This is a genomic window from Novosphingobium sp. 17-62-19, assembly GCF_002256775.1.
Taxonomy (GTDB): domain Bacteria; phylum Pseudomonadota; class Alphaproteobacteria; order Sphingomonadales; family Sphingomonadaceae; genus Novosphingobium.
The window spans coordinates 25,032-38,608 of sequence record NZ_NCII01000014.1; the positions used below are offsets into that span (position 1 = coordinate 25,032).

At 63.8% G+C, this 13,577-nt stretch carries 14 protein-coding genes; 4 read left to right on the forward strand and 10 right to left on the reverse strand.

Annotated features, from left to right (window positions below; translation table 11 throughout):
- The first annotated feature begins 4 nt into the window (after positions 1-4).
- Positions 5-1,339 (forward strand): DUF1295 domain-containing protein, encoded by a 1,335-nt coding sequence (locus tag B7X90_RS03935; RefSeq protein WP_292621841.1) that lies wholly within the window; start codon positions 5-7, stop codon positions 1,337-1,339.
- Positions 1,340-1,342: 3 nt separating this feature from the next.
- On the opposite strand, the gene B7X90_RS03940 is transcribed toward B7X90_RS03935, so the two are convergent.
- Genes B7X90_RS03940 through B7X90_RS03950 form a run of 3 tightly spaced genes read right to left on the reverse strand, consistent with a single transcriptional unit; the run spans position 1,343 to position 3,701 of the window.
- Positions 1,343-1,642 carry a putative quinol monooxygenase gene (locus B7X90_RS03940; protein WP_292621842.1) on the reverse strand — a complete coding sequence of 100 codons (300 nt, stop codon included), beginning with the start codon at positions 1,640-1,642 and terminating at the stop codon, positions 1,343-1,345.
- A complete protein-coding gene (locus tag B7X90_RS03945; RefSeq protein ID WP_292621844.1) occupies positions 1,642-3,015 on the reverse strand; it encodes a glutamate--cysteine ligase in 1,374 nt (457 codons plus the stop codon). Before B7X90_RS03945 ends, B7X90_RS03940 begins: the two co-directional genes overlap by 1 nt.
- On the reverse strand, positions 3,012-3,701 hold the full coding sequence (locus tag B7X90_RS03950; RefSeq protein ID WP_292621846.1) for a 16S rRNA (uracil(1498)-N(3))-methyltransferase: 690 nt from the start codon (positions 3,699-3,701) through the stop codon (positions 3,012-3,014). The genes B7X90_RS03945 and B7X90_RS03950 overlap by 4 nt, the downstream gene beginning before the upstream one ends.
- Before the next feature lie 46 nt (positions 3,702-3,747).
- On the opposite strand from B7X90_RS03950, the gene ubiA reads away from it, so the two are divergent.
- Entirely contained in the window at positions 3,748-4,662 is a 915-nt protein-coding gene (gene ubiA, locus B7X90_RS03955; RefSeq protein WP_292621982.1) for a 4-hydroxybenzoate octaprenyltransferase, read from the forward strand.
- On the opposite strand, the gene B7X90_RS03960 is transcribed toward ubiA, so the two are convergent.
- A complete protein-coding gene (locus tag B7X90_RS03960) occupies positions 4,641-5,486 on the reverse strand; it encodes an arylamine N-acetyltransferase (RefSeq protein ID WP_292621848.1) in 846 nt (281 codons plus the stop codon). The two genes, ubiA and B7X90_RS03960, sit on opposite strands and share 22 nt — an antisense overlap.
- Positions 5,487-5,611: 125 nt before the next feature.
- Between B7X90_RS03960 and soxR the strand changes: the two genes are divergently transcribed.
- Positions 5,612-6,052, forward strand: a complete 441-nt coding sequence (soxR, locus tag B7X90_RS03965; RefSeq protein WP_292621850.1) for a redox-sensitive transcriptional activator SoxR — start codon at positions 5,612-5,614, stop codon at positions 6,050-6,052.
- On the opposite strand, the gene B7X90_RS03970 is transcribed toward soxR, so the two are convergent.
- The 6 genes from B7X90_RS03970 to B7X90_RS03995 form a co-directional block, all read right to left on the reverse strand.
- Positions 6,049-6,327 (reverse strand): BrnA antitoxin family protein, encoded by a 279-nt coding sequence (locus tag B7X90_RS03970; protein ID WP_292621853.1) that lies wholly within the window; start codon positions 6,325-6,327, stop codon positions 6,049-6,051. The genes soxR and B7X90_RS03970 overlap by 4 nt on opposite strands.
- Positions 6,287-6,592 carry a BrnT family toxin gene (locus B7X90_RS03975; RefSeq protein WP_292621856.1) on the reverse strand — a complete coding sequence of 102 codons (306 nt, stop codon included), beginning with the start codon at positions 6,590-6,592 and terminating at the stop codon, positions 6,287-6,289. The genes B7X90_RS03970 and B7X90_RS03975 overlap by 41 nt, the downstream gene beginning before the upstream one ends.
- A 116-nt stretch (positions 6,593-6,708) precedes the next feature.
- Complete coding sequence (gene smc, locus B7X90_RS03980) at positions 6,709-10,149, reverse strand: chromosome segregation protein SMC (protein ID WP_292621859.1); 3,441 nt, start codon at positions 10,147-10,149, stop codon at positions 6,709-6,711.
- A 31-nt stretch (positions 10,150-10,180) separates the two neighbouring features.
- Positions 10,181-10,930, reverse strand: a complete 750-nt coding sequence (locus B7X90_RS03985; RefSeq protein ID WP_292621861.1) for a thioredoxin domain-containing protein — start codon at positions 10,928-10,930, stop codon at positions 10,181-10,183.
- Positions 10,931-11,189: 259 nt separating this feature from the next.
- Positions 11,190-11,894, reverse strand: a complete 705-nt coding sequence (locus B7X90_RS03990; protein ID WP_292621863.1) for a thioredoxin domain-containing protein — start codon at positions 11,892-11,894, stop codon at positions 11,190-11,192.
- Positions 11,891-12,481, reverse strand: a complete 591-nt coding sequence (locus B7X90_RS03995) for a DUF721 domain-containing protein (RefSeq protein ID WP_292621866.1) — start codon at positions 12,479-12,481, stop codon at positions 11,891-11,893. Before B7X90_RS03995 ends, B7X90_RS03990 begins: the two co-directional genes overlap by 4 nt.
- A 29-nt stretch (positions 12,482-12,510) precedes the next feature.
- Between B7X90_RS03995 and B7X90_RS04000 the strand changes: the two genes are divergently transcribed.
- On the forward strand, positions 12,511-13,575 hold the full coding sequence (locus B7X90_RS04000; RefSeq protein WP_292621869.1) for an A/G-specific adenine glycosylase: 1,065 nt from the start codon (positions 12,511-12,513) through the stop codon (positions 13,573-13,575).
- The last annotated feature ends 2 nt before the right edge of the window (positions 13,576-13,577 follow it).

Sequence of the window (13,577 nt, forward strand, 5' to 3'; positions counted from 1 at the left end):
AGGCATGACCGCGCGTCCCTCACTTCCGCAATCTGACGTCTCCGCAGGCGTCGGCCTCGCGGGCCTTGCAGGCCTGTTCTTCTGGATCATGGTCTGCCGCTCATGGCCGCAGATCGTCGATGCGTTCGGCCTCAACGCCCCGCATGAAGTGATGGACGGCCCCGGCGCGGCGATGATGGCTCTGGTTTTCTCCGGCACCGGCATGGTCGGCTGGTCCCTGCTGGTGGACAAGGTCCACCGGCGCACCAGCACCGGGATCGATTGGAGCGCTCCGCGCCCGATCCGCGAAATTCTCGACATCTCGATCACCAAGATCGCAGGCCTGTGGGCCACTTGGGCGGTGATCGGCTTCGCCTATTGCCTCGGTCGCTGGTACTGGCGCGGGCAATATGTCTTCGCGATGGAGGTGCTGGAAACCGTCGTGCCGGTGCTGTTCCTCGGCGCTATACCCTATGTCCTCTGGCTCGACCGCGTGCTGGTCAATCCGCGTGACGCTTCATGGCACTTCGGCGCGATGCTCATCGGCCGCGAGCCATGGGAGGCCGCCGAAGTAAAGCGCCATGCCCTGTCGTGGCTGGTCAAAGGCTTCTTCTGCGCCTTCATGATCTCGATCGTCCCCGGCGGCTTTGGCGCGGTCGTGCGTTTCGATTGGAGCCACGCCTTCCACGATCCGGTAGAGTTCGCCTCGCTGCTGATCGAAACCATGTTCATGATCGACGTGCAGATCGCCATGGTTGGCTATCTCGTCACCATGAAGCCGCTCGACGCGCAGATACGCACCGCCAACCCGCACCTCGCGGCATGGGTCGCCGCGCTGATCTGCTATCCCCCGTTCATCCTCATGGGCGGCGGCGGGGTGTTGGACTACCATCACAACGGCGCGGAATGGCCGCACTGGCTGGCCGGGCAAGACGTGCTGCTGTGGATCTGGGCCGTAGCGCTGGTGATCCTGACCGGCATCTATGCCTGGGCCACGGTCGCCTTCGGCCTGCGCTTTTCGAACCTTACCTATCGAGGCGTGCTGACCAACGGTCCCTACCGCTTCACCCGTCACCCGGCCTACCTGTCGAAAAACGCCTACTGGTGGCTGGCGGGCCTGCCGTTCCTCACCACCAGCGGCTCATGGGTCGATGCCATCCGCAACACCGCGCTGCTCGCCATCGTCAGCGGCGTCTATTACTGGCGCGCTCGCACCGAGGAAAAGCATCTGCTGGCAGAAGATGCCAAGTACCGCGAATACCATGCATGGATGGCAGAGCATGGCCCGATCACGCGCACCCTGCGCAAGCTCACCCGCGCGCTGACGCCAAGATCACCGGCCGCCCAACCCGCCGAGTAGGCGTCAGACTTCGACGCCCTCGTCGGTTTCAAACACGCGAATCTTGCGCTCAAACAGCCCAAGTCCGGCGCGCTCCTGCGCCCACACCTTCATGTGCGCGGCCTTGAAATGCGCATCGAGTGCGGCCTTATCGCGCCACTTCTCGGCAACATGGATCAGTTCGTGATCAAGCACGTCCTGCGCATAGGCATATCGGATGCACCCGTCCTCGGCCAATGTCGCCGCGATGACCTTGGCCATCATTGGCCGGATCGCCTCGATGTTCTCAACCGGAACGCGAAACGTGCCCATCACGATAATCATCAGAAGCTCTTTTCGCCATAAACCTGCGAAAGATCGCCGCCCCACACGCCGTGATAGAGGTCGAGCAGTCGCTCAGCCGGGGTCTTCCCCGCAGCCACGATCTCGTCAAGCGGCTGCAGGTAACCGGTCTCGTTGTCGCCCGCCTCGTTCAGCATGGCCCGCGCCGAAAGTCCGCTGCGCGAAATCGCCAGCACTTCGGCGGCAATATCGCGCAACTTTCCGCCGCCCGGCAGCGAAGCGTCCAGCCCCAGCTTGGGTACTTCGGCACGCAGCTTTTCGCGCCCGTCCATGTCCCAATCCTTGACCAGATCCCACGCCGCATCCAGCGCCGTCTGGTCGTAAAGCAGGCCGACCCACAGCGCTGGCAATGCACAAATGCGGTTCCACGGCCCACCATCGGCCCCGCGCATTTCCAGGAACGACTTCAACCGCACTTCCGGGAAAGCGGTCGAAAGGTGGTCCACCCAATCGGAAGCCGTCGGCTTCTCACCCGGCAGCACCGACAGCTTGCCATCAAGGAAATCGCGGAAGGAAAGTCCCGATGCATCGATGTACTTCCCATCGCGGAACACAAAATACATCGGCACATCAAGCATGTAGTCGACATAACGCTCGTAGCCGAACCCTTCGTCGAATACGAACGACAGCATCCCCGTGCGCGCCGGATCGGTATCGGTCCAGATGTGGCTGCGATAGGAAAGGAACCCGTTGGGCTTGCCTTCCAGAAACGGTGAATTGGCGAACAGCGCCGTGGCCAGTGGCTGCAATGCCAGACTGGTGCGGAACTTCTTCACCATGTCAGCCTCGCTCGAATAGTCGAGATTGACTTGAATGGTGCAGGTCCGCAGCATCATGTCGAGGCCCATCGATCCCACGCGCGGCATGTGCCGCAGCATGATGTCATAGCGCCCCTTGGGCATGATCGGCAGCTCTTCGCGAGTCTTGTCGGGCCACAGGCCAAGGCCGAGATAGGCCAACCCCAGCTTGTCCCCAATCGTCTTGACTTGCGCCAGATGCCGCCCGGTTTCCGCGCAAGTCTGGTGCAGATTCACCAGCGGCGCGCCCGAAAGCTCCAATTGGCCCGCAGGCTCAAGACTCACCGCCCCGTCCGGCCCGGACATGGCAATCACCTTGCCGCCTTCCAGAATAGGCTTCCAGCCATATTCGGTCAGCGCCATCAGCAGGTCGCGAATGCCACCCTGCTCTTCATACGAAGGCGCGCGACGGTCCTCGGTCCGATACACGAATTTCTCGTGCTCGGTGCCGATCCGCCACGCAGACTTGGGCTTTTCGCCCTTCTGCATGGGGGCCACGAGCATGTCGCGGCTTTCGATGATAGGATCGTTGCGATCTGAAACTTGCCGCGTGCTCATGCGCGCAGAATTCGCGGCCCCAGCGAAATCGCCACCGCCGCCGGATGCGCACGGACTGCCGCCCGCTCCGCCTCGTCAAAGCCGCCCTCCGGTCCCACCAGCAGCGCCGCCGGTCCCTTGTGCGCAGCAAAGGCTTCAGCCACCGGCTCCCCACCGTTCTCGTCAGCAAAGAACAGCACGCGTCCCTCGGGCCAATCCCGCAGCAAGGCGTCCAGCTTCACAGTCTCGCCCAGCACCGGCAGCGCTGTGCGCGCGCATTGCTCCGCCGCCTCCACCATGATCGTCCGCGCCCGCTCGGGGTTCAGCTTGTCCGCCACGCACCGCCGCGTCACCAGCGGCACCACGCGGCCCACGCCCAGTTCGGTCGCCTTTTCCAGCACCAGATCGAAGTTCGGCTTTTTCAGCAATGCCGCGCAAAGCCAGAAATCCGGCACATCCTCGCGCGCGCGGAGCTGCCGCTCAACCTCCAGCACTACGGCACGCTTGCCAACCTCGGCCACCTGCGCCAGCCATTCCCCGGTTACATCGTCGCACAGCACCACTGCATCGCCTGGCGCCACGCGCATGACCTTGCCCAGATAGTGCGCTTGCCCACCCTCACTTTCCACGCGCTGCCCTTCGGACAGCGGCGTTTCGACAAACAGGCGAGGGGCCGATTTGGGCGGCCAAGCGGGAACAGCGGGCATGATTTCGCCCCTAGCGCAATTCGCGCGGCGCGGTAAGGCTTACGCCATGATCGAGACGGCACCTGCGCAAATCGTCCCCGACAGCGAGCACAAGGGCCTCGTCGCCCGCCTGCCGCAGCCATGGCGCAATTATGCGTTGCTGGCGCGGTTTGACCGGCCCATCGGCTCGTGGCTGCTGTTCTGGCCCTGTGCATGGGGCCTGTTCCTCGGTGGTGCCACCGGCACATGGGGCGTCCTCGCATGGATGCTGCTGGGCGCGATCGCCATGCGCGGCGCTGGCTGCGTCTATAACGATATCGTAGATGCAGACCTCGACGCCCGCGTTGCCCGCACCGCGCTGCGCCCTATCGCCAGCGGTGCCGTGAGCAAGCGCGCGGCGTGGATCTGGCTGCTCAGCCTATGCGGCGTTGGCCTCATTGTCCTGCTGCAACTGCGCTGGGAGGCACAACTGGTTGCCCTCGGCAGCCTCGCCCTCGTCGCCGCCTATCCTTTCATGAAGCGCATCACTGGCTGGCCGCAAGCATGGCTGGGCCTCGTCTTCACTTGGGGCGCTCCCGTCGGCTGGGTGCAGGCCACCGGCCTTGAAAATCTCGCCCCGCTGGCCGCGCTTTACGCCGGGTGCTGGGCATGGTGCATGGCCTATGACACGATCTACGCGCTGCAGGACCGTGAAGACGATGCGCTTGTCGGCATCGGTTCATCCGCGCTGTCGTTCGGGCGGCATGTAAAGACTGGCGTTGCCGCGCTCTATGCGCTGGCGCTGGCTTGTTGGGCCGGAGCCGTGTGGCTGGCGCGGCCCGATCCGCTGGCGCTGCTGGCCTTGCTGCCGGTCGCGGTCCATCTGGCCTGGCAGGTCCTGACATTGAAAGAAGACGGCACCGATCCGCTCGTCAAGTTCCGCTCGAACCGCACCGCAGGCCTGCTGATGGCCGCCGCCTGCTACGTCGTCGGAGCCGCCTGAGCGCCGAACAGCACCTCATGCCGCGCGCAGATTGCTGGCCAGAGCGTTGCAGCTTCCGGCACATCGAGCTGGAATACTTCGCGCAGAACGTCCATAAGTTCACCTGCCGAAGCCAGTTCCCGCCGCGCTTCGCCGCTTGCGCCAACGTCTGAAAGCACTTTCCCGCGCAGCATAAGATAGCGTTCGCCATCCCGCCGCTGCACCGTCAGATTCTGCACGAACACCGAAGCCGGATCGTTGCACTGCCAATGACATAGCGCTGATAGCTGATCCTCATCCGCAGCTTCGGCGCGGAAGTCGTAAGACATGGCGCTCTCGCCCAAACCCACCGCAACGCGCCACAACCCATCGTCCGTCGTGCCAAGGCTGACCGGCAGGGGTGGCTGCATCCATGTTCCATGCTCAAGCGGCACCGGCGCACCCAACCAACTGCCAAATCCGGCATCCACCAGCCATGTCCCTTCGCACTGCACCTGCAAGCACAGGTGCGTGCCCATGCTCTCGTCCCCGCGGAATTGCCGCATCACACCCGCACTCATGCGCATCACATCGAACCCGATGGCGGCCAGCGCCGCGCCCAGCACGCCGTTGTGTTCGTAACACCACCCCCCGCGCCGCGCCTCGACCAGCTTGGCAAAGGCAGCGGCGGGATCGGTGCTCAAAGGACGCCCAAGCTGGACGTCGATGTTCTCGAACGCGATCGCCTGCACATGCACACCGACAAGCGCTTTCAACGTCGAGAGATCGGGCTGTGCGGCCCCGTCGAACCCGATCCGCGCCAGATAGGCGGCAAGCTGCTGCTGGTTCAGCGGTGCAATTGTCATGTGCGAGCGACCAGCATCAATCGAATCCCTTTCGGGCGCACTCTGCAATCGATACTTGTCATTCTGCAACCTCAAGTTAGCTTCAGATCAGCTGTTCTTGTCCGCAGTCGCCAAAGAGAGTGCAGATGCACCGCAACGATCTGATCCCCATCGGCACCCTGTCGCGCCGCACCGGCCTCGCGGTTTCCGCCATCCGTTATTACGAAGATCGCGGTCTTGTCACGTCGGTCCGCACAGGCGGCAACCAGCGGCGCTTCCTGCGCTCGGATATCCGCCGGCTAAGCTTCGTCCAGATCGCGCAGAAGCTGGGTCTGGGCCTGGCCGAGATCGAACGGGAACTCACCTCCCTGCCGCAGGGCCGCACGCCCAACATCATGGACTGGCAGAAGATCAGCCGCTCGCTCCGCAAGGAAATCGACAGCCGCATCCAGCTCCTCACCCGCACCCGCAACAAGCTCGATGAATGCATCGGCTGCGGCTGCCTCAGCCTCGACCGCTGCGCGCTCTACAACAAGGAAGATCGCGCGGCGGCAGGTGGGCCAGGGCCACGCTTCGTGCTGGATTAAATCCCGAGCGCCTTGCGCAGTTCAGCATTGATCCGCGATTGCCAGCCTTTGCCAGTCGCACGGAACTTCTCGATCACATCAGGATCGAGGCGAAGGGTGACTTGCTTTTTGGGGTTTTCGGCAAAAGGTCGCCCAGCTTTGGTCAGCGTGCCCTGAGCGGCTCTAACGACTTTGCCACCAACCGAAAACTCGGCGCGAGCAAACTGCTCGTCCGTCCATTCAGGAAGATCGTCGTCATCCCAGTCGGTGGGCAAACTTGCGCTGTTCTCGGTCATTGCATTTCCGCATCGATATAACATGAACTCCACTATCGATCGGTGTCCACACAAACATGACCAATCTTCCGTCCAATGAACCATAAGTCTGGAACCTTGGTTCAGGGTAATCGAAGCGGTCATCATGGAGAGTGAATACTGGGCCACCTAAAATCTTGCCTGCATCAGCAAAATCTAGCCCCCGATCTTCAATGGTCCTCGCGCGTTTTGCAGGATCAAAGGTTACACGTAAGTTGAAACGTTCCTTCAATACTGCCCCCTGCACAATAAGTTCAGATCATTCGAATCCTTCCCTTGGCTAAACGGGCTCAGCAAGGTGGGGCAATGCCCCAGGCGGGCCGAAGCCCAGTTGTCTTTTATGTAACTACAAAAATGCAAAAGTCAACCCGCCGCCTCAAGCAGTTCCACCGCTCCACCCAGGTCGACGCTGACCAACCGTGAGACGCCACGTTCCACCATCGTTACGCCGAACAGGCGGTGCATGCGGCTCATGGTGACGGCGTTGTGGGTGACGATCAGGTAGCGGGTGCTGGTTTGGGCGACCATTGCGTCGAGCAGATCGCAGAAGCGTTCGATGTTGGCGTCGTCCAGCGGTGCGTCGACTTCGTCGAGGACGCAGATCGGGGCGGGGTTGGTGAGGAAGAGGGCGAAGATCAGCGCTACTGCGGTCAGCGCCTGTTCGCCCCCGGACAGAAGAGTGAGCGATTGCAGGCGCTTGCCGGGCGGTTGTGCGAAGATTTCGAGGCCGGCTTCGAGCGGATCATCGCTGTCGACCAGCGCGAGGTGGGCCTCGCCGCCGCCGAAAAGGCGGGAGAATAGGTTGCGGAAGTGACCGTCCACCGCTTCGAATGCGGCGCGCAGACGTTCACGGCCTTCGCGGTTGAGATTGCCGATTGAGCCTCTAAGTCTATGAACAGCCTCGGTAAGTTCGGCCTGTTCGGCCACGCTGGTGCCGTGGCGTTCCTCTGCTTCGGCGAGTTCATCGGCGGCGACGAGGTTGACCGGGCCGATGCGTTCGCGCTCTGCGTTGAGGCGGTCCATCGCGGCGGATTCCTCGCCCGCGCTGGCGACTTCGGCACTCGCGAAGCCGAAGCGTTCGGGCAGGAGCGGGGGCGGGCACTGGAACCTTTCTCCTGAGATTCCAGCCATTTCCTGCCGCCGCGCGTCTTCGTTCTCGGCGCGGGCGACGGCACCGGCGCGACCTTCGCGGGCGGTGGCCAATGTTTCGTTGGCCAAGGATAGCGCGCTATCTGATTGTTTTGATGCAATTTCTGCAGCTGACAGCGCGGCTTCGGCAGCCGTGAGGTCTGTGGCAAGGCGGGTGCGGATGCTCTCACCTTGCTCGATCTCTGCGATCAAACCCTTTGGTTTTGCTGCGGAAATTGCGCGTTCGGCTTCCAGTTCCTCGCGCCGTCCGGTCATTTCGGCGAGGCGCTTGGCGGCGTCTCCGGCGCGGGCCTGCCATGCGCGGATATCGCCGCGAAGGCCAGCAAGTCGTTCTTTTCCAACGGCAATGTTCTGATCGAGCGAGGCCGCTGCCGCTGTGGTTGCTTGCAACGATGTGCGCGCTGCATCGTTACGGGCGCGGGCGGCTTCGAGGGCGGCGCGGCCTGCTTCGGGGTCTGGTAGGGTGTTGCGCTTGTCTTCGGCAGCGGAAAGTTCGCCCTGCGCGGTTTGGCGTTGGTCAGTAAGGTCTGCCTGAGTCCTTGAAATTTCGGCCTTTCTCTGGTCCAGCCTTGCTCGCGCCGCCTCTGCCGCATCCAGCGCACGCAACGCCGCACGTTCGGAATCCGACGCTTCCGTGATGGATTTTTGAACTGCACCTAAATGCACCACGATGACACCAAGACGCCCTTGCACGCCTTCAAGTGCTGATTGCGCGGCGCTGACAGCCGCTTTGCGCGCGGGCAAAATCGCTTTAAGTTCTACCAGCCGATTTTCCGCTTCGAGCGCTGCCGCTTCTGCCGCGCCTTCACCCCGCGCGACAAATCCATCCCACCTTCTGAGCCGTCCAACTTTCGTGACCAACCATTCGCCCGGCTGAAGGACTTGTCCATCATCGCTGTCGCTCACGCGGACCAGCGCGAGTCTGGCGGTGAGTTCTGGAGGGCATTGCGGGACGTGGTGGGCGAGAGAATCGGGCAAGGGTGTGGGCGCTTGCGCTCCGGTCCAGAAGCGGCCTTCCGCGTCTGCCGGGGCGGGGCCGACCGGTGCGCTGGCGTCGCGGCCTAGTACGGCAGCCAGAGCGCGTTCATAGCCCGGCGCGGCGCGGGTGCCGGCGATGGCTGATTGGCCCAAGCCTTTGGCAGTCCGCGCTTTTTCGCGCGCTGCTTTGTCGCGGGCCAAAGCGTCTGCCTCTCGCTCCACGCCGGAAAGGTCAGCGCGGGCTTGGGCTAGCGCATTGCTGGCAGTATCGCGCTCAGTGGAAAGGGCTTCGCGCTGCGTAGTGAGATCGGCGCGCTCAGCTTCGGCTTTGGCGATGGCGGCTGCTGCGTCAGCACTTTTTGCCTCTGCTTCAGCGATTTGCACGGCGGGATCAGCCTCCCGCGCCAAGGCATCAGCCTGCTGGGCAATGCGTGAGGCATCCGCATCGAGCCGGACCAGACGCTGGCGGGCGGCGGCCACGGCAGCTTCGGCCACGCGCCATTCAGCGTCGATCCCGGCTTGCTCTGCCACGCGCTGTGCGAGGGCGATTTCGGCGGCGCGGGCGGCGCGGTCTGCGTCGTCGGCTGCGGCGGCGAGGGTGGGGCGGCGGGCGGTGTCTTCGGCAAGGGCTGCTTCGGCGGCGGTAAGGTCTTGATCGAGCTTTGCCATTGCGGCGGCGGCGTCTTCGGTCAGCTTGTCGGCGCTGGCGCGGTCCTGCTCGATCCGTGTCAGTTGGCGGTCGATGTCAGCCACGCGCTGTTCGGCGGCTTCCAATTGCGCGGTGAGCGAGGCCATGCGCTGGCCGTGGGCGGCGGCATCCTGCCTGCGATCAAACAGTTCGTCACGCGCTTCGGATAGAGCGGCAGCGGCTTTGTGCTGGGCGGCCTGGGCATGGTTGGCGAGGAGGGCCGCGGCCTTTACCGCTTCTTCGGCTGCTGTGGCCTGTGTGCGTGCGGCTTCAGCGGCGGCGGCGGCATCGCGCCAGCGGGCGAAGACGAGGCGGGCTTCGGAGAGACGAATTTTTTCGCTGACCGCCTTGTAGCGTTCGGCGGCGCGGGCTTGGCGGCGCAGCGTGTTAATCTGGCCTTCGAGCCCGGAGAGAAGGTCTTCGAGCCTTGCGACATTGACTTCGGTGGCGCGCAGCTTCTGCTCTGCATCGCGGCGGCGGACGTGGAGGCCGGCGATTCCGGCGGCCTCTTCGAGCATCATGCGGCGTTCGGTGGGTTTGGCGGCGATCACAGCGGCGATGCGGCCCTGGCTGACGAGGGCAGGGCTGTGCGCGCCGGTGGCGGCATCGGCGAAGACCAGCGCGACGTCCTTGGCGCGCACATCCTTGCCATTGACGCGGTAGGCGCTGCCTGCGCCACGTTCGATGCGGCGGACGACTTCGAGTTCAGCGCCGAACGGCCCGTCAGGATCGGTTTCGGCGGTGAGCAGGACTTCGGCAAAGGCACGGGCGGGGCGGGAGGCGGTGCCTGCGAAGATCACGTCTTCCATGCCGCCGCCGCGCATCGATTTGGCCGAGCTTTCGCCCATGACCCAGCGGATCGCTTCGAGCAGGTTGGATTTGCCGCAGCCGTTGGGGCCGACGACGCCGGTGAGGCCGGGTTCGATGCGCAGTTCGGCAGGCTCTACGAAGCTCTTGAAACCGGACAGTTTCAAGCGCTTGAAAAGCACGCCTCAGGCCCCCCGGCTGCCGCGCCCGCGCTTAGCGTGCGCCAGCCTTCTGGATCATCGGTTCAAGTTCTTCCCAATTCGCAACGCCGGTCTTGTTGCCATTGATGAAGAACGTAGGCGTGCCGGTAATGTCGAATTCCTTGCTCCACTTTTCGTTCAGTTCGGCAAGCTTGGTGGCCTTGGCCGTATCGGCAAGGCAGGTGGCCCCTTGCGCTGCGGCAACGCCACGCGAGGCGAAAAATTCGCTCATGCCGGAAACTTGCGCAATGCCGCCGAAGCGCTTTTCGGGCGGAAGCGAAGCGGCTTGTTGCACCGCGTCGTTGTTTGCCTGAAGGTTGGTGAACATCTGCGGCTGCCAGCCCCAGAATTGTTCGGACAGCGGGATCACCGCTTCGGGCGTGCCGCAGGTGGCGAGCAGGACCGATGGCATATCGAGCATGTTGAGCAGGAACAGGCGCAGTTCGAACGACACGCGGCCCGATGCGATGTATTCATCGCGCAGCTTGGGGAAGCCCTTTTCCGAAAATTCCGCGCAGTGCGAACAGGAAAGCGCGCCGAATTCCATGATCTTGATCGGGGCATCGGGGTTGCCGATCAAATATCCGCCATCGGCAGTGGTGGAGAAGGTTTCGGTCCACGATGTGCCGGCGGGGGCGGGGATCTTGGCGATGGGCTCGCTGCTGGCGACTTCGCCTGTGGCGGCGGCGTCCTTGTTGTCACAGGCGGAAAGGCCGAGCGTGAGGGGCAGGGCGGCAAGCAGGAGGGCGCGGGCGAGCTTCATCGTGTGGATATTCCCGTGTCTGGCGGTTTGGGCGGACGCTAGCCGATTGTGGCGGGGTGGTGAAGGGGGGCAGGGTTTGGGTTGTGGATGGTCCTTCGACAGGCGCGCTAATTCAAAGTCCCGTTCCCGCTCGTCCTGAGCCTGTCGAAGGACGCCAGCACAGCGTGGGATGCTTCGACAAGCTCAGCATGAGCGGACTGGCTTTGGTAACATGCCCTCCCCCAACCCCTCCCGCTTGCGGGAGGGGATTTCGCGGTGCTTACTTTGTCCGCGCGAGGATTTGTGGGCGCAGGGCGTCCCAACTGTGGGTGCCGGCAAGGAGAACACCGTCGATCATGAAGCTGGGGGTGCCGGTCACGCCGAGTTTTTCAACCGCATCGTTGGTCTGTTGGGCCAGCTTGTTGGCCAACGGTTCGTTGGCGAGGCAGCGGTCCATGGCGGGGCGGTCCATCCCGCGGGCGGCCATGAACTGATAGAACTTGAAGTCCGAGGCGATGGCGCGAGTGCGAGTGGTGAAGGGGCCGGTTGTCCAGCGCTGGCGCTGCGCGGCGGTGGAATTTGAAAGCGGGCCGATCCATTGCGGCTGGGCGCGCATGAAGGCGGTGTGGACCTGAAAGAAGCGGTTGGCGGGCACGCAGTTGGTGATGAGCGCGACGGTGACATCGACCGGATCGCGCACGAAATTGCGCACTTCGACCGCGCCCTTGCCGGGGCCGACCATGCCGAGTTTCAGTTGCCCTTCGGCTTCCACTTCGAACGCAGAACAGTGCGGGCAGGTGTAGCTGACGTACTGAACCAGCCGAAGCGGGGCCTTGGGATTGCCGAGGACGTGGTGGCCTTCCGGCGTGACAGATGAGGCGACCGCCCAGTTGGCGCCGCCTGCAGGGCGCGCGGGCTTGGTCGCGCCCGTCAGCGCCAGTGCGGCAAGGGCTGCGAAGGTGGCAGTTGCAAGTTTGCGGGTCATCCGTTCCTGTTTCCCCCAGAGGCACTATCGAGACTGCGTGCCAGTGATTCGAGCACGGTGCGCAGTTCGGGATCACCGATATCGCGCAACGAATCCCCCAATTCCATCGGAATCGGTTTTAGCGAAGGAGGCGCCGCGCGCGCAGGGTCTTTGGCCTTTGGTGCCTGAACCGCACCTTGCCTGATTTTCACCTTGGCCACCGCGCGATAGCCGAAGAAGCGGTTTACCCGCTCCATGATTTCGGGGGTCACGTGCTGGATCATCGGCGCGTGGGCAGGGCTGACCACCAGTTGCAGGATGCCGTCAGACTTTTCGCCGGGGGGGAAGCGGATCGATTCGGGCATACAGTTGCGCGCGTTGCGTTCGCCCACGATTTCGGGCCAGCGGGTGACAACGCTGGATTGCACGAAGCCGAAGCGGCGGAAGGCGGTGCGGCCGATGGCGGGCATCAGGTCTGCAATCTGGCGCGCTTCGCCGCCGCGCGGGCGTTCATAAGGTTTGAGCGCGGGCTTGGCGGCGGGCTTTGCCGGGGGCTTTGCACGCTGGGCCGTTTTGGGTTTGTCCGCGTCAGAAGGGGTGGTTTTCATATCGCCTTGGGCCATGCCATAGGTGCGCGATGCAAGCCAGAGAGGAAGCTGAAATCACCTTCGATCCCGAGGCAGTCGCGCCTAGTCTGCTCGGCTGGTATGACGTTCATGCGCGGCGGCTGCCGTGGCGCAAGTTGCCGGGGGAGGCGCGGCAGGAGCCTTACAAGGTGTGGCTTTCCGAAGTCATGCTGCAGCAGACTACTGTGGCGGCGGTGGGGCCGTATTTTGCGAAGTTTTTGGAGCGCTGGCCGACCGTGGCGGATCTGGCGGCGGCGGACGATGCCGATGTGATGGCAGCCTGGGCGGGGCTGGGATACTATGCCCGCGCGCGCAATCTGCTGGCCTGTGCGCGGGCGGTCGCGGCTATGGGGGAGGTATTTCCTGATACCGAAGAGGGTTTGCGCGCATTGCCGGGGCTGGGCGAATATACGGCAGCGGCTGTGGCGGCGATTGCCTTTGGGCGGCGGGCGGTGGTGGTGGATGCCAATGTCGAGCGGGTGGTGGCGCGGCTGTTTGCCATCGACGAGCCTTTGCCCGGCGGCAGGGCTGCGATCCGCTTTGCGGCAGGGCAGGTGACGCCGGACGAGCGGGCTGGAGACTTTGCACAGGCCATGATGGATCTGGGGGCAACGATCTGCACCGTGCGTTCCCCCCGGTGCATGTTGTGTCCGCTTTCAGTGCAGTGCCGGGGGCGGGCTGAGGGCGCGCCTGAGCGTTTGCCAGTGAAGGCAGCGAAGAAGGCCAAGCCCACGCGGCAGGGGCGGGCCTACTGGATCGAGCGGGATGGCAAGGTGCTGTTGGTGACGCGGCAGGGGCGCGGAATGCTGGGCGGGATGCGCGCGCTGCCCGATGATGGCTGGTCGGCCAAGGGCGATGGCGCGGCGGCGCTGGATGGGGAATGGCGGCAGGGTGGTGTCGTGCGGCATTCGTTCACGCATTTCGATCTCGAATTGCAATTGATGCTTTGCGTATCGTCGGAAGCGGTTAGTCTTGGCGAAGGAGAGTGGTGGCCGGTGCACGACATCGAGGCTGCCGGACTGCCCACCGTGTTCGCCAAGGCGGCGCGGCTGGCAATTGCTGAGAGGATTGGCTGAAA

Bases quoted from the DNA above. Each gene is read 5' to 3' on its own strand.
- B7X90_RS04000 (WP_292621869.1), top strand. From the start codon at position 12,511: ATGCAAGCCAGAGAGGAAGCTGAAATCACCTTCGATCCCGAGGCAGTC.
- B7X90_RS03990 (WP_292621863.1), bottom strand. From the start codon at position 11,894: ATGACCCGCAAACTTGCAACTGCCACCTTCGCAGCCCTTGCCGCACTG.
- B7X90_RS03970 (WP_292621853.1), bottom strand. From the start codon at position 6,327: ATGACCGAGAACAGCGCAAGTTTGCCCACCGACTGGGATGACGACGAT.
- ubiA (WP_292621982.1), top strand. From the start codon at position 3,748: ATGATCGAGACGGCACCTGCGCAAATCGTCCCCGACAGCGAGCACAAG.
- soxR (WP_292621850.1), top strand. From the start codon at position 5,612: ATGCACCGCAACGATCTGATCCCCATCGGCACCCTGTCGCGCCGCACC.
- B7X90_RS03995 (WP_292621866.1), bottom strand. From the start codon at position 12,481: ATGAAAACCACCCCTTCTGACGCGGACAAACCCAAAACGGCCCAGCGT.
- B7X90_RS03985 (WP_292621861.1), bottom strand. From the start codon at position 10,930: ATGAAGCTCGCCCGCGCCCTCCTGCTTGCCGCCCTGCCCCTCACGCTC.
- B7X90_RS03945 (WP_292621844.1), bottom strand. From the start codon at position 3,015: ATGAGCACGCGGCAAGTTTCAGATCGCAACGATCCTATCATCGAAAGC.
- B7X90_RS03950 (WP_292621846.1), bottom strand. From the start codon at position 3,701: ATGCCCGCTGTTCCCGCTTGGCCGCCCAAATCGGCCCCTCGCCTGTTT.
- B7X90_RS03940 (WP_292621842.1), bottom strand. From the start codon at position 1,642: ATGATTATCGTGATGGGCACGTTTCGCGTTCCGGTTGAGAACATCGAG.
- B7X90_RS03935 (WP_292621841.1), top strand. From the start codon at position 5: ATGACCGCGCGTCCCTCACTTCCGCAATCTGACGTCTCCGCAGGCGTC.
- B7X90_RS03960 (WP_292621848.1), bottom strand. From the start codon at position 5,486: ATGACAATTGCACCGCTGAACCAGCAGCAGCTTGCCGCCTATCTGGCG.